The sequence below is a fragment of the Nocardia sp. NPDC003269 genome (genome assembly GCF_042888005.1).
Taxonomy (GTDB): domain Bacteria; phylum Actinomycetota; class Actinomycetes; order Mycobacteriales; family Mycobacteriaceae; genus Nocardia.
The window spans coordinates 1,669,912-1,693,833 of record NZ_JBIAPA010000003.1; the positions used below are offsets into that span (position 1 = coordinate 1,669,912).

Genomic DNA, 23,922 nt, shown 5'->3' on the forward strand with positions numbered 1-23,922 from the left:
CTAGTCGACCGCCAGGCCCGAGATGAGCTGCTCGATGACGCCCCGGACAGCCGTCGTCGCCTCGGGATCGTCGGAGTTCGCCAGGTACTGCGCCGCCTCGTCCAGCGCGCCCACCACCACCAGCGCCAGGGGCCGCACCGGCTGTTTTCTGATCCGCCCGGCCGCCATCGCCCCGGCCAGCGCGTTCTCCACCAGGCCGATGGTGTGCCGCAACTCGATCTCGCGCCACCGGCTCCACCCGAGCACCGCCGGCGCGTCGAGCAGCGCGATCCGCCGTACCTCGGTGGCGGTGGAGGCCTGCAACCAGGCCAGGCAGCCGACGATCAGGCTCGCGATCGGATCCGCGGCCCGCGCCGCGGCGACCGCGGTGGCGATCACCTCCACCAGGCTGCGTTCGAGGTCCTCGAAGACCGCCTCGAACAGATCCTTCTTCTCGGCGAACTGGTGATAGAGCGCGCCGCGGCTGACCCCCGCGGCCTCGGCGACCGCGATGGTGCTCACCGCGCCGTATCCGAACTGCCCGAACAGTTCTCGCCCGGCGCGGACGACCGCGGCACGGGTGGCGGCCGAGCGCTCGGCTTGGGTTCGGCGATCAGGGTTCATGGCGACGTCGAAGTCTAGGGCAGCACGGCCGCCATGGCGGATCGAGGCCCTTCGCCCCCTTGACCGGGCACCCCCGCTCCGGGAACATACAGTCATCCTGTTTGTATCTCGGAAGGGGCCGGCCACATGTCCGATGCCACCAAGGATCTGTTCGAGCGCTACCACGCCTGCTGGGCCGACCGCGACCCCGATCGCATCGTCGCCCTGCACACCACCGATTCGATCTTCCACCTGCATTCCGGCGGCGCGCCAGCGCACGGACGCGACGAGATCCGCGTCGCCGCGGCGGAAACCTTCGCCCTGGTCCCCGACCTGACCTTCACCCAGGTCGACCTGCGCGTCGGCGACGACTTCTGGGTGGTGCGCTGGAAGCTGTCCGGCACCTCCGTCACCGGCGGCGCCGTCGATGTGGATATCGCGGACATGGTGCTCGTCGAGGACGGCGCGGTCAAGGAGAAGCACACCTACGTGGACGGCGTCGCCATGCAGGCCGCCTTGTCCGCGCCCGCCGAGATCGCCTGAGTCAGTGGGTCTTCGCCGGTGGCGCCGTCCACCGGCGAACTCCTCAGTGCGGCCGGTCGGCGTGCTCGATCGCCGACAGCACCGCGGCGGTGACCGTCTCGGGCGCCTCCACCATGACCAGGTGCCCGGCGTCGTCGACGACGATCTCGCGCACCGGCCGCAGCGTCCGGTTCAGCTGCGCGCCCGCGCGCGCCGACAGCACGCGATTGCGCGCACCCCAGACGGTGGTGATCGGCGGGAAATCCTCGGGCGGCACGAACTCGTCGAGCGTGGCCAGGCGCGGGATCTCGCGGGCGATCGCGGCGGTCACCATCAGCCTGCGCGGCTCGGTCCAGCTCGACCGCAGATGCCGGGCGGTCGCGTCGGTGTGGGCGCCGCCCGCGCCGAGTTGCTCGGCGACGATGAGCCCGGCGAGCGGACCCGGGATGCGGACCATCGACAGCAGCGAATCCAGGCGCACATGCTTGCCGAGCAGCGCGGCCCAGCCGGTCCTGGTCGGCTTCACGGTGGCGGGGGTCAGCGGGCTGCTCAGCACCAGCGACCGCACCAGGTCCGGACGCGCCTGTGTGAACAGCAGCGACAGCGCGCTGCCGAAGCAGTGCCCGACCAGCGTCACCTCGCGCAGATCCAGTTCGGCGAAGACCGCCTCGACCATGGCGAGGTAGTTCTCCAGGGTGTACCCCGCGTCGGGGGCCTCCGATTCGCCGTAGCCGATCAGGTCGACGGCGACGACCCGGTGCGTGGACCGCAGCGCGTCGTACTGCGCCCGCCAGATGGTGCGATCGCCGCCGAGATTGTGCAGGAAGACGACCGGTGGCCCCGATCCCGCCTCGTCGTAGGCGATCGACGTTCCACCGATATCGAGACGTGGCATCCGCGATGCCTCCTTTTCCCCACACCACCTCGTCGTGGTGTGGTCACGGTAACTCGAGCCCAGCGCCCGGTCCCGGCGAACCCTCAGACCGGCAGCAGGCCGTCGGATATCAGCTGATCACGAATGGCGTCGGTGAGCTGTTCGGTCAGCGGATCCAGCGGTGTCACCGGCACCGGGAGCCCGTCCTCGACGCGCGTCTGCACGAGGGCGTGCGCCAGGACCAGGAACTCCGCGGACCGGATGGTGCCCCAGGTCCTGGCCACGATCGCGCGGGTCGGCGCGGTCGGGTGGACCGCCCGGCGCCGCCACCGGTGCAGGTCGGTGTGGACCGCGGCGTTGAGGCGACGGTCGGCCGCCGCGTATTCGGCGCGGCGGCGCTCCGCGAGCATCTCGTGCGACACCCGCGGATAGAGGTATTCGCACAGCACGGCATGGCGGGCGTCCTCGCGCGCGGTGCCGCGCAGGGCCGCGACGGTCCGGGCGGCGGGGAGCCCGCTGCCGTGGATCGCGCGCCAGTCGGCGCGCAGGTCGTCGAGGATGGCCGCTTCGGCGACGGCGACCCGGCCGGTGAGCTCCGCCGCCTCGGCGTCGACGCGGGCGGCGCGATCGGCGGCCGATGTCGTGAATTCGGCGTCGTCGAGCCAATTCTCGTGAATTCTCGCGACTTCCGACCGGATATAGGAGTCGATATTCCGGCGCGTGGCGCTCGGCAGGCATTCCCGCGCTGTTCTTTTCCGATGGTCGTCCGGTGCGTTCATTCCGATTCCCCAGTAGTGCGTCGTTCGGTATGGGAATCGCGTTCCCATCTCTCCACCATCGGCGCCCCTGATCGAATCCGCCCGCGGATCGGCGCAACGCTGTGGGCATTCACAGCGGATCACGCCAGGATCACGACTTCGGCAGACCCAGCTGCGCGCAGGCCCGCAGGGCCACCTCGAGGTCGAGCCTGCGCTCGGTGAGCGGATGACCGAGCAGCTCTTCGGCTTTGCGCACCCGGTAGTGCACGGTGTTCTTGTGCACGTGCAGCCGGGCGGCGGCATCGGTGTAGCTGCCGCGCGCGTCGAGGAACGCCCGCACGGTCTCGCGCAATCGCGCGGCCGTCTCGTCCTCCCCCATCAGCCCGCCCAGCACCCGGCTCGCCCACTCCTGCACCTCGGGCACCCGGTCGGTGAACAGCGCCGACAGCGCCACGTCGGCGTATCCGGTGAGCCCGTGCGTCCGGGTGGCCAGCGCGACGGTGCGGGCCCGCTGGGCGTCGCGGCAGGTCTGCCGGAAGCCGTCCAGGCCGGTGGCCGGATCCCCCAGTGCCACCGACAGTTTCGGCTGCGCGCGCAGACCGCGGACGAGCCCTTCGGTGTCGAGCACCGGCTTCCCGGCCGAGGAGATCCACACCCAGCGGCTGTAGTCGTCGACCTCGACGGTCATCGGGGTCTTGCCGGTCGCGGCGGCCATCAGCGCGATGCCCGCGCGCAGGATCGCGCCGGGATCGCGGGTGCCCGGTGGCGTCCACAGCACCGCGAACTGCTGCCAGCCGCGCAGCGAGACCCCCAGCATCTGCTCGGCCGAGGCCAGGTCCAGATCGTCGGCGTCGAGCACCGCGCGCACCTGGGCGGCGCGGGCGGCGTCGGTGCGCGCGTCCCAGCGGCGGCGTTCGCTCTCGTAGATGTCGATCAGGCCCTCGATCACCTGGTCGATATAGCTGTTGACGATGTCGGCGATCCGGGCGGCGGCGGCCAGGGCGACGTCGGTGGGCGGGTTCAGTTCGGTCAGCAGCGTCATCGTCCACTGCACGAACATGTGCTCGCCGAGCCGGTAGGCCCGCAGCAGCGCCTCCAGCGACAGATCGTGCTGGGCGAAGCGGCGGGCGTATTCGGCGGCGGCGGGCGGCACGGTGACATCGTCGATGCCGATGGCCAGGGTGAGCATGTCCAGGATGGCGGCGAGGTTGGACTCGGTGCTGGCCACCATCAGCCTGCGCACCTCGTCGTCGTGCCGGAATTCGGGGATGACCTCGGTGAACATCGAGGTCATCGTCGGGGCCAGCCGGTCCAGGTCCGCCTTGATCCGGCCCGCCACCGTCCGCACGAGGGGGTCGTTGTCAGGGGCCATGGGCGCAGACAGTACCCCCGGTGGCGGGGCGGACGGCGCGGTTTGTGCCCGGGGCACAACACCGCGTCGCATTGCTGGGCTGCGGGCCCGTAGGCGGCGCCGGATCCGCGCCCTACCTTGGGACATGTAATCCAGATCACATCAGTCTCCGGTGAGGAATCATGCGACACATCGCCGAATTGCCCGAGGTCAGAGCCACCGCCGACCCGCACGGACCCGCGCTGGCCGACGACTCGACCACGCTGTCCAACGCGCAGTTCCACGCGCGGGTCGAGGCCGCCGCGTCGGTCCTGCACCGGGCGGGAGTCCGGGCCGACGATGTCGTCGCCGTCGTGCTGCCCAACCGGGTGGAGCTCGTGGTGGTCCTGTTCGCCGCCTGGCGGCTCGGCGCCGCGGTCACGCCCGTGAACCCCGGCCTCACCGACGACGACATCCGATACCAGATCGAGGACTCGGGCGCCGGGGTGGTGATCGGCGAACCCGGGCGCGCGGGGGTTACCCTCGCGGTCGACGACCTCGCGCGGTCCGCGGGACCGGTCGCCGCCGCGGCGCCCGTCGACAACCTGGCGCTGATCATCTACACCAGTGGCACCACGGGCAGGCCCAAGGGCGTGCTGCTCGGGCACGAGAACCTGGCCGCCATGTGCACGATGATCATCGGCGCGCTCGGCCTGGACGCGAGCGACCACAGCCTGCTGATCCTGCCGCTGTTCCACGTCAACGGCATCGTGGTCAGCGTGCTGTCGCCGCTGCTGGCGGGCGGCCGCACCACCGTCGCCGGCAAGTTCTCCGCGTCGGGATTCTTCGACGCCGTGGCACGGATCCGGCCCACCTATTTCTCGGCGGTGCCCGCGATCTACGCGATGCTGGTGGCCCAGCCCGAGGGCGAGCGCCCCGACGCGTCCTCGCTGCGACTGGCGATCTGCGGCGCGGCGCCCACTCCCGCCGAGCTCATCGACCGCTTCCAGCAGCGCTACGGCGTGCCGATCGTGGAGGGCTACGGACTGTCCGAGGGCACCTGCGCGTCGACCCTGAATCCGGTGGCGGGACAGCGCAAACCGGGCACGGTCGGGCTGCCGCTGCCCGGCCAGGCGGTGGCGATCATGGACCCCGACGGCGCGCTGGTGGCGCCCGGCGAGCCCGGGGAGGTCGTCGTCCGCGGACCGAATGTCATGCGGGGTTATCTCGGCAGACCCGCCGAGACGGCCGCCACCGTGGTGGACGGCTGGCTGCACACCGGCGACGTCGGCTACTTCGACGCCGACGGCTACCTGGTGCTGGTCGACCGGATCAAGGACATGATCATCCGCGGCGGGGAGAACCTGTACCCCAAGGAGATCGAGAACGCGCTCTACCGGCACCCGGCGGTCCACGAGGCCGCGGTGGTCGGGGTACCCGACGCCGTGCTCGGCGAGGTACCGGTGGCCCATGTGGTGGCCGCGCCGCGGGCCACGATCACCGCCGCGGAGCTGACCGAGCACTGCCGGGCGGAACTGGCCGCGTTCAAGGTGCCCGTCGCGATCCTGCTCACGGCCGAGATGCCGCGCAATCCGGTCGGCAAGATCGACAAGAAACAGCTGCGGGTACTCGCCACCCGCGTCTGAGCGCCACTGCGCCACTTATCAATTCGAACGAAAGTCGGACTTTCGGGCGCGGTCCGCCGCGTCCGCGAGCGGGAAGAAAGGAATCGGGCCATGGGCTTCAAGACGGGAGATTTCCCGCCGGTGGATACGGAGACATTTCTGGATCTGCCACTGCGCGAACGTGTTCGGACGCTGGCCTTGCACTGGGCGGAATACGGCTTCGGCACGCCGAAGATGATCCACACCATCTACATCCTGAAATTGCTGGTGGTCTATGTCCTCGGCGGCGTCGTGCTGGCGACCGCGACCTCGGGCACCGGGCCGTTCTGGGATGTCGCGCAGTGGTGGAACCAGCCGATCGTCTACCAGAAGCTGGTGCTGTGGACGGTCCTGCTCGAGGCCATCGGCGTCGCGGGCTCGTGGGGGCCGCTGGCGGGCAAGTTCAAGCCGATGACCGGCGGCGCGCTGTATTTCGCCCGGCGCGGCGCCATCCGCCTGCGGCCGTGGCATCGGGTGCCGTTCACCGACGGTGACTCGCGCACCCTGCTGGACGTGGCCCTCTACCTCGGCTTCCTCGCGTCCCTGCTGGTCGCGCTGCTGGCACCGGGCAAGACCACCGCCTCGCTGCTGGCGGCGTTGCCGGACAACACGTCCGGGCTGGTCGCGCCCGCCCTGTTGGTCGCCCCGATCGTGCTGTACGTGCTGTGCGGACTGCGCGACAAGACGATCTTCCTGGCGGCCCGGGGCGAGCAGTACCTGCCCGCGCTGCTGTTCTTCGCGGTGCTGCCGTTCACCGACATGATCATCGCGGCCAAGCTGCTCATCGTGATCGTGTGGGTCGGCGCCGGGGTGTCCAAGTTCGGCAAGCACTTCACCAATGTGGTGCCGCCGATGGTGTCCAACAGCCCGGCGATGCCGTTCCGGTCGATCAAGCGAGCGCACTACCGCGACTTCCCGCACGACATCCGCCCGTCGGGGCTGGCCTCGTTCATGGCCCACGTCGGCGGCACCACCGTCGAGGTGGTCACCCCGATCGTGCTGCTGTTCACCACCAACCACTGGCTCAACCTGGCCGGCGTCGCCATGATGGTGATCTTCCACCTGTTCATCACCTCCACCTTCCCGCTGGCGGTGCCGCTGGAGTGGAACATCCTGTTCGCCTACCTCACCGTGTTCCTGTTCCTCGGGTTCCCGAACGCCGACGGCTACGGCGTGTTCGACATGTCCTCCCCGTGGCTGACGGTGGCGATCGCGGCGGGTCTCGCGTTCTTCCCGGTGCTGGGCAATCTGCGCCCGGATCTGGTCTCGTTCCTGCCGTCCATGCGCCAGTACGCGGGCAACTGGGCCTCGGCGCTGTGGGCCTTCGCCCCCGGCGCGGAGGCGAAGCTGAACACCATCGCGCACCGGCCCGCCGACAACCAGATCGACCAGCTGCTGGCCATGGGCTACCCGCCCGCGGTCGCCGAGATCACCATGCAGCAGACCATCGCCTGGCGGTCGATGCACAGTCAGGGCCGCGGCCTGTTCTCCCTGCTGTACAAGCACATTCCGGCGCTGGACAGCTGGACGGTGCGCGAGGCCGAATTCGCCTGCAACTCGCTGATCGGGTTCAACTTCGGCGACGGTCACCTGCACGGTCTCGACCTGATCGCCGCGGTGCAGGCCCGGGTCGGGTTCGCGCCGGGGGAATGGATCGTAGTGTGGGTGGAGTCGCAGCCGATCCACCGCGGCACCCAGCGGTACCTGGTGGTCGACGCCGCGCTCGGCGTCCTCGAACGCGGCACCTGGGAGGTCGCCGACGCGGTGGCGGCGCTGCCGTGGCTGCCCGACGGCCCCATCCCGCACCGGGTGACCTGGCGACGTGACGACGTCACCGCGATCGCCCCGCAGCACGACACCGTGGCCCAGTCGGCCGAGTAGGAGAGGACGAGTCGATGACAACGGCGACAGTGGTCGGTAGCGGCCCCAACGGCCTGGCCGCGGCCATCACCCTGGCCATGGCCGGCGTGACGGTGACGGTGCTCGAGGCCGCCGACACGATCGGCGGCGGCACCCGCTCGAGCGAGGCGATCGTGCCCGGCCTGCTGCACGACCACTGCTCGGCCATCCATCCGATGGCCGTGGGGTCGCCGTTCCTGCGACGCGTCGACCTCGAGCGATACGGATTGCGCTGGGCGTGGGCCGACCTCGAGTGCGTGCATCCGCTCGACGACGGCAGCGCGGGCGTCCTGCACCGGTCGGTCACCGAGACCGCCGCGGGCCTCGGCGCGGACGAACGGCTGTGGCGCACCCTGTTCGAGCGGACGGTCGCCGGCTACGACGAGACCGGCACCGACATCATGCGGCCGCTGCTGCGGCTGCCCCGGCACCCACTCCGCTTGGCGCGCTTCGGCATTCCCGCGACGGCACCCGCCGCGCTGCTGGCGAAGGCGTTCCGCACCGAGCCGGGCCGGGCGCTGTTCGGCGGGGTCGCCGCGCACGCGTTCCAGCCGCTCGAGCGGCCGCTGAGCGCCAGTATCGGGCTGGGCATCCTGACCGCGGGTCACCGCTACGGCTGGGCGGTGGCCGTCGGCGGATCGCAGCGGATCGCCGACAGCATGGCGGCGGCGCTGGCCGACCACGGCGGCAAGATCGAGACCGGCGTGCGGGTGCGCTCGCTCGCCGATCTGCCGATCGCCGACATCACCGTGTGGGACGTCGCGCCGACGGCGGTGGCCGAGATCGTCGGCGACCGCCTCCCGCCCCGGATCGCCCGCGCCTACCGGCGCTTCCGCTACGGGCCCGGCGCGTTCAAGGTCGACTTCGCGGTCGAGGGCGGCGTCCCGTGGACCGCCGAGGCGGCGCGGCGCGCGGGCACGGTACATCTGGGCGGCTCGTTCGCCGAGGTCGCCGCGGGTGAACGCGACATCCACGCGGGTCGGCTGCCCCGGCGCCCGTTCGTGCTGGTGGGTCAGCAGTATCTCGCCGATCCGCAGCGGTCGGTGGGCTCGGTGCATCCCGTGTGGACCTACGCCCACGTCCCGCACGGCTACACCGGCGACGCCACCGCGGCGATCATCGCCCAGATCGAACGCTTCGCGCCCGGGTTCCGGGACCGGGTGGTCGGCTCGACCACCCGCACCACGACGGAGTTCGCCGACTACAACGCCAACTATGTCGGCGGCAACATCATGACCGGCGCCAAGGACATCCCCCAGCTGCTCTTCGGCCCACGAAAGACCTTGCAGCCGTACGACATCGGCCTCCCCGGCCACTACCTGTGCTCGGCGGCGACCCCGCCCGGACCGGGCGCGCACGGCATGTGTGGCGTCAACGCGGCCGAGCGCGCCCTGCGTCGGCTGGGCTGATCGGATACCGATCCGACCGGTACCGGGCACTCCGCCGACCGGCGGTCGACCAGCCGTCCGGGCGAACTTATCGGACGATCGACCTGGAGTTCGCCAACCTCGGCCTCGGCACTTTCCGCAGGTGGTAGGTTCGATTGCCAGCCCATAGCTGGAAGCGATCCCCACTCGGCCAGGAGGTGGTCAGCCGACATGTCCCGCGCATTCGCCGCGCGCTGGGCCGCGCTGCTGACCGCCACCGTCGACGACGCCGCACCGCCGGAGTGCCTCGTGACCGAGCTCGAGACCTGGACCGAGCGGCTGCTGGCCACCCTCGCCACCGGACATCCCGACCCCGTCGTCGCCCAGCGGGCCGGGGCCGCCGTGCACGACCTCGGCTGCGCCGACCCGGTGGCCATCGCCCGGTCGATGCCGGTCCTGCAGGCGATGAGCGAGGCGGCGGGCGCGGGCCCGGCGGCGTTCGGCATCGTCGCGGGCGGCTTCGGGCAGGGCTTCGCCCGCACGCTGGCCGACGCCGCCGCCCCGGCCACGGAGGGGCTGGAGACGGCGTTCCGGCACGCGTCCATCGCCATCTCCATCGGCGACGCGCACGGCAACATCATCAACGCCAATCCCGCCTTCGAACGGCTGACCGGCAAGACGCTGGCCGAACTCCAGGGCACCTCGGGCTTCGACCTGGCCGAGGAGGAGGTGCACCACGCCAGGGAACGCGTCCACGGCGAACTCGAGCGTTCCGAGACCGGCACCATCCGGATCGAAGGCGAGTACGAGCGCCCCGACGGCACCGAGGGCTGGGCCAGCTGGACGGTGACCCGGTGCGTGTCCGCCTCCGGCGGCCTCTATCTGCTCGGCTTCGGCGAGGACACCACCGAGCGCCGCACCACCACCGAGCGCCTGCACTGGCAGGCCCACCACGACCCGCTCACCGCGCTGGCCAACCGCAGGCACCTGCTCGCCCACCTCGACACGCTGATCACCGCGGCGGCGCCGGACGACGTCGCCGCGGTGTGCGCGCTGGACATGGACGGCTTCAAGGAGATCAACGACGCCTTCGGCCACACCGTCGGTGACAGCCTGCTCATCGAGGTCGCCGCCCGCCTGCAGGCCTGCCTCGATCCCGAGACCGATCTGCTCGCGCGCATCGGCGGCGACGAGTTCATCGCGGTGCTGCCGCCGCCGGCCGACGCGGCGCGCATCCAGCGCACCGTCGACCTGCTGCACGCCGCTGTCGACGAACCCTTCGTCGTCGCCGATCACGAGATCGAGATCACCATCAGCCTGGGCGCGATCGTCTCCCGGATCGCCGGCGCCGAGCCCCGCGACCTGATGACCGCCGCCGACAACTGCCTCTACACCGCCAAGGCCCTCGGCAAGAACCGCTGGATCCTGCGGCACTGGGACCCGGTCCCCACCGGCTCCTGATTCTTGTCTCCCCAGAGGTGGTGCGGCGCAACGGGTCTGCGGGATCCATCGGCCACACCACCGCCACGAACCCTAGCAATAATGTTGCACAGCAACATAATTCACGTTCGCGGACAGCGCCTTCCGGCTAGGGGTTCATCCGGTAGGTGCCCGCCAGTGCGCGAGCCTCGGTGAGCACTCGGTCGAAGCGCGTCCCGTCGTGGACGGGCCTGCGGACGAGGTCGAGGGCGCGGCGCTGCTGGGCGGGGGTCGCGGTCGGCTTGTTGTGCAGGGTCACCGCGTTGGTGGAGAAGGCGCGCACGAAGCCGTCGAAGATCTGGTCGAGCACGGCGGGGTCGGTGCCGTCGATGCGCGCCTGTTCCAGGATCAGCTGCGCGTAGGGCACCGCGGTGAACAACTCGCCGAGCGCGAAGAGGAAGTCGACGTCCTGCTGCTGGGCGGCGGTCGGCGCGGCGGCGGCCAGCAAGCCCTGGAGCGCGAGCACCTGCTCGAGGAACACCGCCACGTTGGGCACGGCACGGAAGCTCTCGAAGACCGGGCGCCAGTCGGCGAACCGGATCCGGCCCAGGCCACTGCTCGGCCCCTGGCGGAACAGGAACTCGTCGTCGGCGCTGTCGCGCCGGGTCGGCACCGGAGCGTAACTGGCACTGGCGAATTCGGCGCGCAGCGGCTTGACCACCGCGCCGAGTCGCGGCGCCAGCTTGCGGCTCGACCAGCTCAGCGCGCCGGTGACCGCCCGCGCGGCACCGGTGGGGGCCACCGCGGCACCGGGAATCGATTGCAGCGCGGCCAGTCCCGCGTCGGCGGGGTGGAACATGTAGTTGGCCATGAACTTCAGCGACAGCGCCATGTTCACGTGCACGGTGCCCTCGAGTCGCGGCAGGCCGAACATCGCCGTCATGGCGACCGGGAAGTACATGTCGTTCTCGAAGCCGCGCGCGGCGATGACGTCGGCCAGATCCTCGATGACGCGCTGCCCCTGCCGGGTGACCGACATCTTCTCGATGGCGTTGAACAGCAGGTAGCGGCGATCCTGCGGCGAGGCCGAGCGCATGTAGTCGATCGCGCGCTCGCTGTAGAGCTTCATCGCCACGATGCGCGCGTAGGAGTCGGCGATCAGCGAGCGCACCTGCGGGAACTCGGTCACCTTGTGCCCGAACAGGATCCGGTTCTCCGCGTGGTCGATCGCCTCGTAGAAGGAGTGCTCACAGGCGCCGATGGCGCCGAAGCCGAGGTTGAACTTGCCCACGTTCACCGTGTTCATCGCCGCGTGGAACGCGTCCTCGCCGCGATGCAGGATGTCGGCCTCGGCGACCGGGTAGTTGTCCAGCTCGAAGGCCGCGACGTAGATCTGGCTGTTGACCACATTGCGCTGGAGCTTGTAGGCCGGGTGCTGGCTGTCGGCGACGAAGAACAGATACCCCTCGTAATCCGCTTCGGTCGGCTTGCTGGTCAGCGCCTTCGCGCTGTCGATGATGGGCTTGTCGGAGCGGCGGCCGAACACCGACACCATCGAGGCCAGGTTGCCGTTGCCGATGTAGTGCTTGCCGCCGGTGGCCGAGTACCCGCCGTCGGGCTGCGGGTCGACGATCATGTCGGTGGAGTACACGTCGGCGCCGTGCTCCTTCTCCGAGAGCCCGAAGGCGAAGATCTCGCCGGAATCGAGCTGCGCGGCCGCCTTCTTCTTGGCCGCGGCGTTGCCGCTCTGCCAGATCGGGCCCAGCCCGAGGATGGTGACCTGCCAGACATACCAGTAGGTCATGCCGTAGAAGCCGAAGATCTGGCTGAGCACGGCATTGCGGCCGGTGTCCCAGCGCTTGTCCGGATCGCCGTCGGCCTCGGCCGCCGGGGTGAGGAACGTCGCGAACAGGCGCTCGCGCTTCACGAAGTCCAGGAAGTCGGCGGGCCAGACCTGTTCCTTGTCGTCCTGGAGCAGCCGGGCCTTGCCGCGGGCCTCGAACCAGTCGACGACCGCGTGCAGCAGCCTGCGGGTCTCCGGGTCGAACTGGGCGAAATCGCAGTTCTTCGGGTTGAACAGGACCTGGGGCATCGTCGGCTCCTCGTGCGGGCGTCCAGCGTGGTCGGGCGCTTCATTCAACAATGTAGCATTTTTCTACACTCGTGTAGGAACCTGTCCGCGGTTGCTATCGTGGACCGATGGGAAGCGAGTCGGCCGTTCAGCGGCGAGAACGGGCGGCACATCTCGGGCCCGAGCGCAGACGCCCCCAGGTCCTCGACGCCGCGCTGGCGATCGCGGCCGAGGAGGGCATCGCCGCGGTGACCATGGGCGCGATCGCCGAACACATGGGCGTGACCAGGCCGGTCGTCTACGCCTGCTTCCCCGACCGGGTCCAGCTGATCGACGCGCTGATCGAGCGCGAGGAGGCGTTCCTGGTCTCCGGTGTGCTCGATGTCCTGCCGCCGCGCACGACCGACGCCGACGAGACCGTCTTCGTCGAGGGCTACCGCGCGCTGCTGCACAAGGTGGCGAGCAGGCCCGCCGCGTGGCGGCTGCTCTACGGCAATCCCGATCCCGCGGTCGCCGCGTCCTTCGGCCGGGGCCGGACCCTGGCGATCGCGCGCTGCACCGAACTCTTGCGCCCGACGCTGCACGCGTGGGGTACCGCCGACGCCGAGCACAAGCTCCCCGCCCTGGTGGAACTGTGGGTCTCGGCCGGCGAGGGCGCGGTGCGGACCCTGTTCACCGACGGATCCGGGTGGGAACCCGACGAGCTGGGCGCCTTCGTCGGCGCGGCCGTCTATCGCGCCATGCGCGCGGCCTGAGCGTCCGCCCGTTCTCGCTCGGCGACCTCGGCCGCCAGCCAGGTGCCCATCATGCGCGCCGTCATCGCGATGGCGTCGGCGCGCTCCGGCGCGGAGACCTCCACCGCGGCGGCCCGCACCACGGCGGCGAAACCGGTGTTGATGAAGACGAAGGTCACCGTGTCGAGGTAGCCGTCGTCCGCGGGCCCGAGTCCCTGGATCAGCACGACCTTGACGAGCAATCGCAGCCGCTGTTCGAACTGCGGCAACCCGGTGCTGTAGAACTGCACGCCGCCGATCAAGGCCCGCAGCAACGCGGAATTCGCGACCAGGATGTCGCTGAAGATGCCGAGGATCTCGCTGACGATCCGCGTGCAGTACGCGGCCGAGGCGTCGCCACCCGAACCCGAGAACTCGAAAGCCCGGGCGGTGAAGCCCTGTTCGAGATCGGCCAGCAGGCGATCGAGCAGTTCGTCGACGATGACCGAGCGGTCCGCGAAGTACCGGTACAGGGTGCCGATGCTGACCCCGGCCTCGGCCGCGATGCGATTGGTCGAGGTCTGCGCGACACCGAGCGAGCCGAACAGTTCCGCGGCGGTGTCGAGAATGAGATCCCGGGTCTCCTTCGCGCGATCCTGCGAGGGCTGGCGGCGAAGCTGACCGGGCTGCTTCCGTCGGTGGGTTCCTTTGGGCGGCATTCGTCGACCTCCACCTTTCACGCCCGGGAGCTGCAGCGCTCCCCAGAATAGGAGAACCGTCCATCGCGCGGTGGCCGCGCGCGCTGTTCCACGTGACAGATCGGCCGGCCCGCCATGGTGAATTCGTCCAACGACCTGTGACGTTTCCTTTCCGCGGACATCCGGGCCCTAGTGTCTGGACGGTGTTGGAACAGACCACCGACGGCACCGCGGCCGGGTTCGACTTCGACGTGCTGATCGTCGGTTCCGGCTTCGGCGGCAGCGTCACCGCGCTGCGGCTGGTCGAGAAGGGCTACCGGGTCGGCATCGTCGAGGCGGGCCGCCGTTTCGCCGATGCCGATTTCGCCGCGACGAACTGGGATCTGCGCCGCTACCTGTGGGCCCCGCGGCTCGGGTGTTTCGGCATCCAGCGCGTGCATCGGTTGCGCGACTGTTTCATTCTGGCCGGCGCCGGGGTCGGCGGCGGTTCGCTCAATTACGCCAACACCCTCTACAAGCCGGGAGCGGCGTTCTTCGGTGACCGGCAGTGGGCCGCCATCACCGACTGGGACGACGAGCTCAGCCCGCATTACGACCAGGCCCGCCGGATGCTCGGGGTCGTCACCAATCCGCATCTCACCCCCGCCGACACCGTCATCCGGGAGGTGGCCGAGGAGATGGGCGTGGGCGAGACCTTCGTCCCGACGCCGGTCGGCGTGTACTTCGGCGAGCCGGGCCGCACCGTCGCCGATCCCTACTTCGGCGGCGCCGGACCCGACCGCACCGGCTGCCTCCAGTGCGGCGAGTGCATGACCGGCTGCCGCCACGGCGCGAAGAACACCCTGGTCAAGAACTATCTCGGGCTGGCGGAACAGGCGGGCGCGCAAGTACTTCCGCTGACCACCGTCGACGCGATCCGCCCGCGACCCGACGGCAGCTGGCGGGTGGACACCCGGCGCACCGGCGCCTGGGTGCGCAAGCATCGCACCACGCTGTCGGCACGCCAGGTGGTGCTGGCGGCGGGCACCTGGGGCACCCAGAACCTGCTGTTCCGGATGCGCGACCAGGCCGTCCTGCCCGGCCTGTCGGACCGGCTCGGCGTGCTGACCCGCACGAACTCCGAGGCCATCCTCGGCGCGGGCCGGACCACCGTCGACCCGGAGCGCGAACTCACCACGGGCGTGGCGATCACCTCCTCGTTCCATCCGACCCCGGACACCCACGTCGAGCCGGTGCGCTACGGCAAGGGGTCCAACGCGATGGGCCTGTTGCAGACCTACCTCGTCGACGGCGGTCATCGCGCACCGCGCTGGGCCAGGGTCCTGCTCACCGCCCTGCGGCATCCGCTGCTGACGCCGCGCCTGCTGCGCACCGGCCGGTGGAGCGAGCGGACCCTGATCCTGCTGGTGATGCAGAGCCTGGACAACTCGATCACCACCTACACCCGGCGCGGCCTGTTCGGCCGCCGCTTCACCTCGAAACAGGGCTACGGCGAACCGAATCCGTCCTGGATCCCGGCAGGCCACGAGGCCACCCGCCGCGTCGCGGGCAAACTCGGCGCCACCCCGGGCAGCACCTGGCCCGACGTGTTCGGCGTTCCGGTCACCGCGCACTTCCTCGGCGGGTGCGTCATCGGGGCCGACGCGGCGACCGGCGTCATCGACCCGTTCCACCGCGTGCACGGCTATCCCACCCTGAGCATCGTCGACGGGTCGGCCATCTCGGCCAATCTCGGGGTCAACCCCTCGCTCACCATCGCCGCCCAGGCCGAGCGCGCGGCCGCGCTGTGGCCCAACAACGGTGAGCCCGACCCGCGGCCACCGGCCGGAGCGCCCTACCAGCGCATCGCGCCGATCGCACCCGAGCGACCGGTGGTACCCGCCACGGCCGCTGCCGCACTGCGCCTGCCGATCTGGCCGGTGCGCTGAATACCGGCCGCCGTCAACACATTTCGATAGTCCAACAAAGCACTGCTAGGGTGTCCGGGATCGCCGGACAGCGCAGGGCAGCGAGCTCGGGCAGGAACCGAGTTCGCACATGTTCGTCTCGAATGGTGCAGCGGTACAACCACTTCGGACAGTGAACGTCGGCGACGCGGCTCGCCGGAGAGACCGGCGGGGTGCCGGCCACGTGGGCTCTTCGGTCGGTGACGACGAAGGAACCGATGACTCCGACAATCGCGGTGCTCCTGTTCTCTCTTGCCACTCTGGTGCTCCTGGGCGCGGTGACCGTCGCGGTCCTTGCGCTGCGCAATGAACGCCGCGTCCGCCATCGCCTCGACGCGGCCGAACGTGAGCTCTACGCCCACGAGGAGGCGATGACGCGGCTGGCCGAGCTCACCCTGCCGCGCATCACCGACGCGATCCGCCAGCACACCGAACCGATCGTCACGGCGGAAGTTCCCGCGCTGCTCCAGGATTCGCCGTTCGCGCAGAAGGTGGCCAGGATCGCGGTCGGTCATGCCGCCGACCTGCGCCAGGTCCGCCACGACACCACCGCCGCCGTCGAAGCGGCCGCCGAGGAACGGGCCATCGCGCGGGTCGAGGCGGCCGAGGCGGCGACCCGCGCACAGGTCGCCGGCGACGCGCGCGCGGCCACCAACAGCGCGGTCCGTTCGTTCGGGACCACCGTCGTCAGCCTCGGCGCCGATGTCGGCCAGGTGGTCAGCAACGCGTTGCGGGAGAACCGCAACGACGAGGTCTACGCGATCCTGAGCCGGATCGACCACACCGTGCAGCAGATGATCCGGCAGGCGCAGTCCTATGTCATCGTCTCCGGCGGCCTGCCCGGCAGGCGCTGGCCGCAGCAGACCGTCGACGAGGTGATCGGCGGCGCGACCAGCCGGGTGCGGGACTACCTGCGGATCCGGTCGGGCAACTGCGATCAGGTGATCGTGAGCCGGGCCGTCGAACCGCTGGTCCACACCGTGGCCACGCTGCTCGACAACGCGCTGCGCTACTCGCCGCCGTCCTCGTTCGTCGACATCTCCTTCCAGGAGGGGCATCACGGCGTCACCCTGATCATCGACGACGCGGGCGTGCGGATGAGCCAGGAGCAGATGGAGGAGGCGCGTCAGGTGCTCTCCGGGGAGCGCGCCGTCGACATCAACTCGCTCGGTCCGTCGCCCCGCGTCGGGTTCCCCGGTGTCGCCGCGCTGGCCCGACGCTACGGCTTCGCCGCCTATGTCGACGGGCCCAACATCTACGGCGGAACGCGGGCGATGGTCTTCATCCCGGCGGCGCTGCTCGTCGTCGCCGAGCCACGCCCCATCGACCCGGAACCCGTGCTGCGCGAACAGCCCGCGCTCGCCGCCGCGACCGAGACGACCGGTCGGCACCGGCCCGCCGCGGCGCTGCCCGCCGCCCCCGCGCCGGACGATCTCGCCGACAGCCGGACCACCGGCGGGCTCCCCAAACGCAGGCGTCGAGACGTCGCCCCGCTCGACGACCGCGCGAACACCGCCGACACCCCGGGCAGGCCGGAACTCGCCGCCGCCTGGCACAGCGGTTCCCGACACGGCCGCGCCGCGGCCGCGCAATCGACGGAAGGGCAGGACATCCGATGAGCACTCCCCTCGCAGACAGCACCAACCGGCTCGCCTGGTTACTCGACGACCTCGAGCTCGACGGTGTGCGCTTCGCGGTGCTGCTGTCCGACGACGGGCTGCGCATCGCCCACTCCGCCGGTGTCACCCGCGACGAGGCCGAGCGTTTCGCGGCCGCCGCCTCCGGCCTGCGGTCCCTGGGCAAGGCGCTCGGCGAGTTCTGCGGCAAGCCAGGAAATCCGGTGCGCCAGAACATGACCGAGTACGAGGAGGGCATGGTGCTGATCACCGCCGGTGGCGCGGGCACCCTGCTCGGGGTCGCGACGAGCAGCGACGTCGACCTAGCCCTGGTCGCGCACCGGATGAACGAGCTAGCGGCCCGGGTCGGCCGCGAACTGGGCACGGCACCGCGCCGCGGCGATCGGTCGCCCGCGTGACGGCCGACCCGACGCCCTTCCTGGTACCACCGAGAGGAGAACCCGCGGTGCCGCTCGATCTTCCGCTCGACCTCGCCCTGACCCGCTGCCCGGTATCACCGGACTCGCGCGACGGCCAGGATCGCGTCCCGCTGTACTCGCCGGAATTCGCGGCCGACCCGCAGAGCGCCTATCGCGCCATGCGGCACCGGTACGGCTCGCTGGTGCCGGTGGATCTCGTACCCGGTGTCCCGGCCACCCTGGTGATCGGCTATCGCACGGCGGTACAGATTCTCAACGACCCCGACCATTTTCCGGCGGATCCGCGGATGTGGCAGCGCGAGATCCCCGTCGACTGCCCGGTGTATCCGATGATGCGCTACCGCCCCAACGCGATTCGCACCAGCGGCGCCGAACACGTCCGGTACCGGCAGGTGACCGTGGCCGGGCTGGCGGGCGTCGACCTGTATCGGCTGCATCGGACCGTGGAACAGATCGCGATGCCGGTGATCGACGGCTTCTGCGCCGACGGCACGGCGGATCTGCTGAGCCAGTACGCGTTCCCGGTCGTCTTCGCGACGATCAACGCCATGCTCGGCGTCCCCGAGGAGATCGGCGGACGGGTCGCCACCGGGATGGCCCAGATGTTCGAGGGCGGCGACACCGCGGTCCGCGGCGCGCAGATGCTCGAGGACGCGCTCTACGACCTGGTGCGGCTCAAACAGGCCACCCCCGGCGACGACATCACCACCCGGCTCGTGCAGCACCCGCAGCAGCTCAACGACGAAGAGCTGATGAACCAGCTGCTGACCATGTACGGCGCCGGGATCGAGCCGATGCTCAACCTGGTCCTCAACACGATCCGGCTGATGCTCACCGATCACCGCTTCGCGGGCAGCCTGCTCGGTGGCAGCCTGTCCACCCGCGACGCGCTCGACGAGGTGCTCTACACCGATCCGCCGATGGCCAACTTCTGCACCACCTACCCGCGCCAGCCCATCCTGGTCGACGACGTGTGGCTGCCCGCCCACCAACCGGTGGTGATCAGCATGGCCGCGTGCAACAACGATCCCTCGATCGGCAGCGGTGACTTCCTGGACAACCGGGCGCATCTGGCGTGGAGCACGGGCCCGCACGGCTGCCCGGCCAAGTCCCCCGCCTACCTGATCGCGCAGGAGGCGATCGATCAGCTGCTCGACGCGCTGCCCGAGCTGGAACTGGCGGTGCCCGAGGCCGAATTGGTCTGGCGTCCCGGGCCGTTCCACCGCGCGCTGGCCGCCCTGCCGGTGCGCTTCCCGAGGACGCCGCCGCTCGCGACACCGACGCGGTGAGCGTGGTCCCTGCTCGGGCGTCCGAGCAGGGACCACCGCCGGTTACTCGCCGTGCACGCGCACCGGCAGGTGCTTGTGCCCGTTGGAGATGAAGCTGGGCACGGTGCCCAGCTCGCCGACCGGCGCCGCCAGACTCATCGCGGGGAACCGCTCGAACAGCGCGGGCAGCGAGACCAGTGCCTCGAGCCGGGCCAGCGGCGCGCCGAGGCAGTGGTGCACGCCGTAGCCGAACGCCATGTGGGACTTGTCGGCCCGGGTCGGATCGAACTCGTCGGCGGTCTCGCCGTGCCGCTTGGGGTCACGTCCCGCGCCCGCGTAACTCGCCAGGATCGCCTCGCCCTGGGCGATGTGGATGCCGTCGATGTCGATGTCGGACACCGCGAACCGCAACGGCAGGTGCGCGACCGGCGACTCGTAGCGCAGCGTCTCCTCGACGACGTCGGCCCAGGTGATCGTGCCCGCCGTGACCTCGGCGAGCACCGCGGGCCGGGTGAGCAGCGCGATGATCGCCTGATCGAGGAGGTTGACGGTGGTCTCGTGACCGGCCGAGATGACCAGCAGCAGGGTGCCGATCAGTTCTTCCTCGGTGAGCGCGCCGCCTTCGTCCTCGTCGCGCTGCGAGATGAGCAGGCTGGTGATGTCGTCGCCGGGGTGCTCGCGGCGGAAGGCCACCAGCTCACCGAGGATCCGGTACATCTCCAGGTAGTTGGCCTGGGACTGCTCCGGGGTGAGCGTGGTGTCGAAGATGCCGTCGACACACGTCCGCAGGCCCGGGTTCAGCGATTCGGGCACGCCCATCAGCTCCGAGATCACCTGGATCGGCAGCGGATAGGCGAAGTGCTCCCGCAGATCCACGGCCTCGCCCGGCGGGGTCTCGGCCAGCGCGTCGAGCAGGTCGGTGGTGATCCGCTCGACCTGTTCCCGCATGGCCTCGGTGCGGCGTGCGGTGAACGCGGGCGCCACCAGCCTGCGCAGCCTGCGGTGGTCGGCGCCGTAGGCGGTGAACATGTTCGACACCGCGACCCACAGGAACAGCGGCCAGTCGGGCGGGATCTCGCCCGCGACGAACGACGGCCAATGCTGCGAGGCGTCCTTGGAGACCCGCGAATCGGTCAGCAGCTTCTCCAGCAGCGCCTGGTCGGTGACCGACCACGCCGGCACCCCGCCGGGCAGCTCGACCAGCACCGCCGGGCCCTGCTCCCGGATGCGCGCGCTCTCCCCCTGGATGTCTTCCCCTGTTGTATCGATTACCAACCGACTCGTTACCGATTCCACCATGAACCTCTCGATCACCGGTGTTTCCCGGACCCCAATGCAGGCGATCGCATCGAAACATACTGCTGGACTGAACCTTCCGATTCGGTTAGCGATGCTACCGGTACGCCCGACCGGTCGCAGGGACTCGGCGACAGCGACATTCAGGCGGTGGCGACGCGATCACGCACGTAGGCAAGGGCATTCACGGGCGCCACCTGGGCGTCCTCGGCCCGAAGACACGTCTCGTACCGTGCCAGCGCCTCGTCGAGCCGGTCCCCCGGGCCACGCTCGGCCAGCAACACCACGACCGCTTCCCAGGTGCGCGACCCCGGGTCGGGGTCGGCGAGCAATTCGTCCAGATAGCGGTCCGGCTCCAGCAGGCGCAGCGCCCGGCGCGCGTAGACATGGACCCGGCGCGGCAGTTCCGCGCGCAGCGCCTCGATATCGGACTGCCGTACCTGCTGTCCGTCGACCGTGGGATCGACGCGCAGCGACCACGGTTCGATGCATTCGGCGGGTATCCCCCGCAGTTCGACGAGTCCGGGCCCGGTCGCGTCAGCGAGCGTCGTGGGCAGACCACCCAGCCGCTGCCTGCACCAGTCGCCGAACTCCCACCACGCCGTCGGCGTCGCGCTCACCTCCAGCCCGAATCGGACCTCCTGCTGACCGTCGGTCCAGCTCCGCTGGACCCGGCCGCGGCCGACCGACGCCACCCCACCCGCAGCCACCTGCGTCCATCTGGCTTCCGATCCACGAAAACCGTATGGCTGCAGCAGCTTTCCCACATCCCGCGTCAACCGGCGCAACGCCGGGTCCAGTCCGACCATCCCGGCAGGGTAACCACACCCACCGACAACCCCCCGTCGGCCGTCGCAGTGCTAGGAGGCCTCCTCGACGAGGTCCGTCGTCGCCTGTGCGCTCTCGATGCGCAGGGTGAAGCGGAAGCCGCAGGAGGATTCCAGCGAAGCGCTCCGGCGATCGGCGGCGGGCGCGGTGCGGACATCGATGCCGACGTCGAGGTCCTCCAACCCGACGTGGAAGCGCTCAGCGAGCCAGAATTCCGTGTGCCAGGCGGTCTGGCCCGCCAGGACGTCGCCGTCGTCCGCGTGGAAGTCGGTGCGGCGCACACAGATCGGGGTGTGACCGTCGGAGTCGGGCGGGAGGTACAGGACGACGGGTCCGTGCATGGCGGTCAGCAGTTGCAGCACGTGACGGGCGTCCTCGGTCGTGTCGATGGCTCGATGACGGTGGTTCGCGGCATGAACGTGCGGAGGCCGCTCACGGCGTCCGGACCCGGCTTGGTAAGGCATGGTGCGCTCCTCGGGAAGATCTCGGTTGTCGGGGTCGCCAGACACTATGGGTGGGCAAGGTTGGTCCAACGTTGGTGCCGATCGAATCTTGCGAAGCCGCGACCCGCCGTGGAATCCCCCGCGACACGCGGCGTTGACAGGGATATGACCCCGATACCCGAGGCAACCCGCCTCTCGATCCTGGATCGCTCGCGTGTCCGGCGTGGCCAGTCTCACGCCGACGCGCTGCGCGACACCGTCGAGTTCGCCCAGCTGGCCGAGCGGTGGGGATATCACCGGTTCTGGGTCGCCGAACATCACAGCGTGCCCGGTGTCGCAGGCACCGCACCGACGGTGCTGGCCGCGGCGGTCGCGGCGGCCACCGCTCGGATCCGGGTCGGGACCGGCGGTGTCATGCTGCCCAATCATCAGCCCCTGGTTGTCGCCGAGCAGTTCGGTGTGCTGGCATCGCTGTTCCCCGGGCGGATCGATATGGGTCTGGGGCGCTCGGTGGGCTTCACCGACGGTGTGCGCCGGGCGCTCGCCCACGATCGGGCCGATGCCGAGGATTTCGACGCCGACCTGGGCGAACTGCTCGACTATTTCGCCGCGGGCCGCTTCGGCGTGCACGCCGGAGCGGCCGAGGGCGCGCACCTGCCGACCTTTCTGCTGGCGACCGGTTCGGGCGCCGAGCGGGCGGCCAGGTTCGGGCTGCCGCTGGTCATCGCGCAGGTCGGCGGCCGGGCGGCGATGGTGCGGGCGATCGAGCGCTACCGCGCCGAGTTCCGGCCGTCGGCACGAGCCGAGCAGCCGTATGTGATCGTGTCGGCGACCGTGATGATCGCCGACACGACCGCGCTGGCACACCGGCTCCTGCTCCCCGAGGCGTGGTCGAGCGCGTATTCACGCACCCGGGGCGAATTCCCGGCGCTGCTCTCCCCCGAGGAGATCGACGCCACGACGATGACCGCCCGGCAGCGTGAGCTCTTCGAGCGGGCACTCGACGACCAGATCCACGGTTCCGAAGCGGAAGTCGCCGCCGCGCTGGGACAACTGATTACCCAGACCGGCGCCGAGGAAATCCTCGTCCACACGAGCACTTTCGATCGGACGGCACGGCTGGATTCGCATCGGCGGCTGGCACGGTTGGCGGGGTTGCGCGCCGCCGCCCACTGATCAGCCGACCGCGGCCTCGGTCCACGCCCTCGCCAAGATCTCCTCGACGGTCTGCTCCGGCGTCTGCTCGGAGGTGTCGAGCCAGAGCCCGAGCCGGGGCGTGTGGTTGCGCAGACCGTCGTCGAGCAGGTCGATGGTCCACCGGTGATACGCGTCCTTGCCCCGGGCCGCTTCCCTGGCCGCGATGGCGTCCGGCCGGGGCGCGAGCACCACGACCAGCAGCGGCCGATGCCGGATCAGCTCGATCATCTCCGGCAGGTGCTCGCCGAGGACGACGTCCTGGGCCAGCACCGTGAAGCCCTCCCGGAAGTACTCGTCGCAGGTCGCCGCCGTCAGCCGGTGCCGCAGGCGCAACTGCCGCACGGCTTCCTCGGACGGCTCCGGCGCCATCTCCTCGCGGCCGTTGATCACCATGCGCCGGAAGACATCCCCGCGCACATGCACCGAGCGGGGTAGCCGCTCGGCCAGCATCTGCGCGATGGTCGACTTCCCCGCGGCCTGGATCCCGGTGAGAAGAACGATGACCTGTGGCAGCGACCCGGTCACGCGGCAGCCCCTTCCTGATCGCGCGGCCGATGGTCAGGACAGCTGCCATCGGGCCGCGCCCGTACGGTGCCGACGAGGCTACGCCGCCGATGGTGTGCTGGGCCACAGAGTTTGTCGGCGCGGCGGGTTTTCCTCTCGCGACAAACTTCCCGGCGGCCATTTTGCCTCGGTGACAAAAGGTGTGGTCCCGGCGATACATTCCGTCCGGAGTTCATTCGTGAGGTCCCTCACTCCGAACCCTCGCCGACGCGGCACCCGACCCGCTCGCGACCGCGCACCGGAGCGATAGCCACCCTCTGCCCATACGCCGTAAACGACTGCATCACCGCTGCTCAACATCACTTCTCCAGTGATAGCCGCATAGCCAAGACTTTCGGTCACACATAGGTGCATCGATGGTCGTGCGCCCGTCCACAGCCGTTCAGATCGCTTCCGGGCGAATGCTTTTTCTCCGGTAGGGTTCCGT

General features: G+C 70.3%; 21 protein-coding genes. 11 read left to right on the forward strand and 10 right to left on the reverse strand.

Going from position 1 to position 23,922, the window contains the following annotated elements:
- Complete coding sequence (locus ACFYWJ_RS27745; RefSeq protein ID WP_355281142.1) at positions 1 to 603, reverse strand: TetR/AcrR family transcriptional regulator; 603 nt, start codon at positions 601 to 603, stop codon at positions 1 to 3.
- A gap of 126 nt (positions 604 to 729) precedes the next feature.
- Here ACFYWJ_RS27745 and ACFYWJ_RS27750 point away from each other — a divergent pair, with 126 nt between their 5' ends.
- Complete coding sequence (locus ACFYWJ_RS27750) at positions 730 to 1,125, forward strand: nuclear transport factor 2 family protein (protein WP_355281140.1); 396 nt, start codon at positions 730 to 732, stop codon at positions 1,123 to 1,125.
- Positions 1,126 to 1,168: 43 nt separating this feature from the next.
- On the opposite strand, the gene ACFYWJ_RS27755 is transcribed toward ACFYWJ_RS27750, so the two are convergent.
- The 3 genes from ACFYWJ_RS27755 to ACFYWJ_RS27765 all read right to left on the reverse strand — a co-directional run bounded on the left by ACFYWJ_RS27755 (position 1,169) and on the right by ACFYWJ_RS27765 (position 4,108).
- The gene (locus tag ACFYWJ_RS27755; RefSeq protein WP_355281139.1) at positions 1,169 to 1,999 is read right to left on the reverse strand and encodes an alpha/beta fold hydrolase; all 831 of its coding nucleotides are present in this window, start codon (positions 1,997 to 1,999) and stop codon (positions 1,169 to 1,171) included.
- Positions 2,000 to 2,082: 83 nt separating this feature from the next.
- Positions 2,083 to 2,757, reverse strand: coding sequence for a hypothetical protein (locus tag ACFYWJ_RS27760; protein ID WP_355281137.1), 675 nt, complete (start codon positions 2,755 to 2,757; stop codon positions 2,083 to 2,085).
- Positions 2,758 to 2,887: 130 nt separating this feature from the next.
- A complete protein-coding gene (locus ACFYWJ_RS27765) occupies positions 2,888 to 4,108 on the reverse strand; it encodes a helix-turn-helix domain-containing protein (protein ID WP_355281135.1) in 1,221 nt (406 codons plus the stop codon).
- A 161-nt stretch (positions 4,109 to 4,269) separates the two neighbouring features.
- On the opposite strand from ACFYWJ_RS27765, the gene ACFYWJ_RS27770 reads away from it, so the two are divergent.
- From ACFYWJ_RS27770 to ACFYWJ_RS27785, 4 genes are all read left to right on the forward strand, one after another.
- Positions 4,270 to 5,712, forward strand: coding sequence for an AMP-binding protein (locus ACFYWJ_RS27770; RefSeq protein ID WP_355281133.1), 1,443 nt, complete (start codon positions 4,270 to 4,272; stop codon positions 5,710 to 5,712).
- A gap of 90 nt (positions 5,713 to 5,802) precedes the next feature.
- Positions 5,803 to 7,611: a DUF3556 domain-containing protein gene (locus ACFYWJ_RS27775; RefSeq protein ID WP_355281132.1), complete on the forward strand. Its 1,809-nt coding sequence runs from the start codon at positions 5,803 to 5,805 to the stop codon at positions 7,609 to 7,611.
- A gap of 14 nt (positions 7,612 to 7,625) precedes the next feature.
- Entirely contained in the window at positions 7,626 to 9,038 is a 1,413-nt protein-coding gene (locus ACFYWJ_RS27780) for an NAD(P)/FAD-dependent oxidoreductase (RefSeq protein ID WP_355281130.1), read from the forward strand.
- A gap of 189 nt (positions 9,039 to 9,227) precedes the next feature.
- Positions 9,228 to 10,457: a sensor domain-containing diguanylate cyclase gene (locus ACFYWJ_RS27785; RefSeq protein ID WP_355281128.1), complete on the forward strand. Its 1,230-nt coding sequence runs from the start codon at positions 9,228 to 9,230 to the stop codon at positions 10,455 to 10,457.
- Between the two features lie 127 nt (positions 10,458 to 10,584).
- Here the strand turns inward: ACFYWJ_RS27785 and ACFYWJ_RS27790 are convergent, their stop codons facing one another.
- Positions 10,585 to 12,507 (reverse strand): acyl-CoA dehydrogenase family protein, encoded by a 1,923-nt coding sequence (locus ACFYWJ_RS27790; protein ID WP_355281126.1) that lies wholly within the window; start codon positions 12,505 to 12,507, stop codon positions 10,585 to 10,587.
- Between the two features lie 107 nt (positions 12,508 to 12,614).
- Between ACFYWJ_RS27790 and ACFYWJ_RS27795 the strand changes: the two genes are divergently transcribed.
- Positions 12,615 to 13,241, forward strand: a complete 627-nt coding sequence (locus tag ACFYWJ_RS27795; protein ID WP_355281125.1) for a TetR/AcrR family transcriptional regulator — start codon at positions 12,615 to 12,617, stop codon at positions 13,239 to 13,241.
- On the opposite strand, the gene ACFYWJ_RS27800 is transcribed toward ACFYWJ_RS27795, so the two are convergent.
- The gene (locus ACFYWJ_RS27800) at positions 13,217 to 13,918 is read right to left on the reverse strand and encodes a TetR/AcrR family transcriptional regulator (RefSeq protein WP_355281123.1); all 702 of its coding nucleotides are present in this window, start codon (positions 13,916 to 13,918) and stop codon (positions 13,217 to 13,219) included. The two genes, ACFYWJ_RS27795 and ACFYWJ_RS27800, sit on opposite strands and share 25 nt — an antisense overlap.
- A 185-nt stretch (positions 13,919 to 14,103) precedes the next feature.
- Here ACFYWJ_RS27800 and ACFYWJ_RS27805 point away from each other — a divergent pair, with 185 nt between their 5' ends.
- From ACFYWJ_RS27805 to ACFYWJ_RS27820, 4 genes are all read left to right on the forward strand, one after another.
- On the forward strand, positions 14,104 to 15,825 hold the full coding sequence (locus ACFYWJ_RS27805) for an FAD-dependent oxidoreductase (protein ID WP_387162220.1): 1,722 nt from the start codon (positions 14,104 to 14,106) through the stop codon (positions 15,823 to 15,825).
- Positions 15,826 to 16,061: 236 nt separating this feature from the next.
- Positions 16,062 to 17,462: an ATP-binding protein gene (locus tag ACFYWJ_RS27810; protein ID WP_355281119.1), complete on the forward strand. Its 1,401-nt coding sequence runs from the start codon at positions 16,062 to 16,064 to the stop codon at positions 17,460 to 17,462.
- Positions 17,459 to 17,878, forward strand: a complete 420-nt coding sequence (locus tag ACFYWJ_RS27815) for a roadblock/LC7 domain-containing protein (protein ID WP_355281117.1) — start codon at positions 17,459 to 17,461, stop codon at positions 17,876 to 17,878. The genes ACFYWJ_RS27810 and ACFYWJ_RS27815 overlap by 4 nt, the downstream gene beginning before the upstream one ends.
- A 47-nt stretch (positions 17,879 to 17,925) precedes the next feature.
- Positions 17,926 to 19,188, forward strand: coding sequence for a cytochrome P450 (locus ACFYWJ_RS27820; RefSeq protein WP_387161516.1), 1,263 nt, complete (start codon positions 17,926 to 17,928; stop codon positions 19,186 to 19,188).
- Positions 19,189 to 19,230: 42 nt separating this feature from the next.
- Here ACFYWJ_RS27820 and ACFYWJ_RS27825 read toward each other — a convergent pair whose 3' ends face one another.
- The 3 genes from ACFYWJ_RS27825 to ACFYWJ_RS27835 all read right to left on the reverse strand — a co-directional run bounded on the left by ACFYWJ_RS27825 (position 19,231) and on the right by ACFYWJ_RS27835 (position 21,755).
- Positions 19,231 to 20,466, reverse strand: coding sequence for a cytochrome P450 (locus ACFYWJ_RS27825; RefSeq protein WP_355281115.1), 1,236 nt, complete (start codon positions 20,464 to 20,466; stop codon positions 19,231 to 19,233).
- A gap of 140 nt (positions 20,467 to 20,606) precedes the next feature.
- A complete protein-coding gene (locus ACFYWJ_RS27830; protein WP_355281114.1) occupies positions 20,607 to 21,173 on the reverse strand; it encodes a hypothetical protein in 567 nt (188 codons plus the stop codon).
- A 150-nt stretch (positions 21,174 to 21,323) separates the two neighbouring features.
- A complete protein-coding gene (locus ACFYWJ_RS27835) occupies positions 21,324 to 21,755 on the reverse strand; it encodes a DUF779 domain-containing protein (RefSeq protein WP_355281112.1) in 432 nt (143 codons plus the stop codon).
- A 144-nt stretch (positions 21,756 to 21,899) separates the two neighbouring features.
- Here ACFYWJ_RS27835 and ACFYWJ_RS27840 point away from each other — a divergent pair, with 144 nt between their 5' ends.
- Positions 21,900 to 22,910 carry an MsnO8 family LLM class oxidoreductase gene (locus ACFYWJ_RS27840; RefSeq protein WP_355281110.1) on the forward strand — a complete coding sequence of 337 codons (1,011 nt, stop codon included), beginning with the start codon at positions 21,900 to 21,902 and terminating at the stop codon, positions 22,908 to 22,910.
- Here the strand turns inward: ACFYWJ_RS27840 and ACFYWJ_RS27845 are convergent, their stop codons facing one another.
- Complete coding sequence (locus ACFYWJ_RS27845; RefSeq protein WP_355281109.1) at positions 22,911 to 23,456, reverse strand: AAA family ATPase; 546 nt, start codon at positions 23,454 to 23,456, stop codon at positions 22,911 to 22,913.
- Positions 23,457 to 23,922 lie beyond the last annotated feature (466 nt).

Coding starts and splice junctions, on each gene's coding strand:
- ACFYWJ_RS27835 (WP_355281112.1), bottom strand. CDS start 21,755: ATGCCTTACCAAGCCGGGTCCGGACGCCGTGAGCGGCCTCCGCACGTT.
- ACFYWJ_RS27810 (WP_355281119.1), top strand. CDS start 16,062: ATGACTCCGACAATCGCGGTGCTCCTGTTCTCTCTTGCCACTCTGGTG.
- ACFYWJ_RS27755 (WP_355281139.1), bottom strand. CDS start 1,999: ATGCCACGTCTCGATATCGGTGGAACGTCGATCGCCTACGACGAGGCG.
- ACFYWJ_RS27790 (WP_355281126.1), bottom strand. CDS start 12,507: ATGCCCCAGGTCCTGTTCAACCCGAAGAACTGCGATTTCGCCCAGTTC.
- ACFYWJ_RS27770 (WP_355281133.1), top strand. CDS start 4,270: ATGCGACACATCGCCGAATTGCCCGAGGTCAGAGCCACCGCCGACCCG.
- ACFYWJ_RS27815 (WP_355281117.1), top strand. CDS start 17,459: ATGAGCACTCCCCTCGCAGACAGCACCAACCGGCTCGCCTGGTTACTC.
- ACFYWJ_RS27780 (WP_355281130.1), top strand. CDS start 7,626: ATGACAACGGCGACAGTGGTCGGTAGCGGCCCCAACGGCCTGGCCGCG.
- ACFYWJ_RS27765 (WP_355281135.1), bottom strand. CDS start 4,108: ATGGCCCCTGACAACGACCCCCTCGTGCGGACGGTGGCGGGCCGGATC.
- ACFYWJ_RS27840 (WP_355281110.1), top strand. CDS start 21,900: ATGACCCCGATACCCGAGGCAACCCGCCTCTCGATCCTGGATCGCTCG.
- ACFYWJ_RS27795 (WP_355281125.1), top strand. CDS start 12,615: ATGGGAAGCGAGTCGGCCGTTCAGCGGCGAGAACGGGCGGCACATCTC.
- ACFYWJ_RS27750 (WP_355281140.1), top strand. CDS start 730: ATGTCCGATGCCACCAAGGATCTGTTCGAGCGCTACCACGCCTGCTGG.
- ACFYWJ_RS27760 (WP_355281137.1), bottom strand. CDS start 2,757: ATGAACGCACCGGACGACCATCGGAAAAGAACAGCGCGGGAATGCCTG.
- ACFYWJ_RS27785 (WP_355281128.1), top strand. CDS start 9,228: ATGTCCCGCGCATTCGCCGCGCGCTGGGCCGCGCTGCTGACCGCCACC.
- ACFYWJ_RS27825 (WP_355281115.1), bottom strand. CDS start 20,466: ATGGTGGAATCGGTAACGAGTCGGTTGGTAATCGATACAACAGGGGAA.
- ACFYWJ_RS27745 (WP_355281142.1), bottom strand. CDS start 603: ATGAACCCTGATCGCCGAACCCAAGCCGAGCGCTCGGCCGCCACCCGT.
- ACFYWJ_RS27775 (WP_355281132.1), top strand. CDS start 5,803: ATGGGCTTCAAGACGGGAGATTTCCCGCCGGTGGATACGGAGACATTT.
- ACFYWJ_RS27800 (WP_355281123.1), bottom strand. CDS start 13,918: ATGCCGCCCAAAGGAACCCACCGACGGAAGCAGCCCGGTCAGCTTCGC.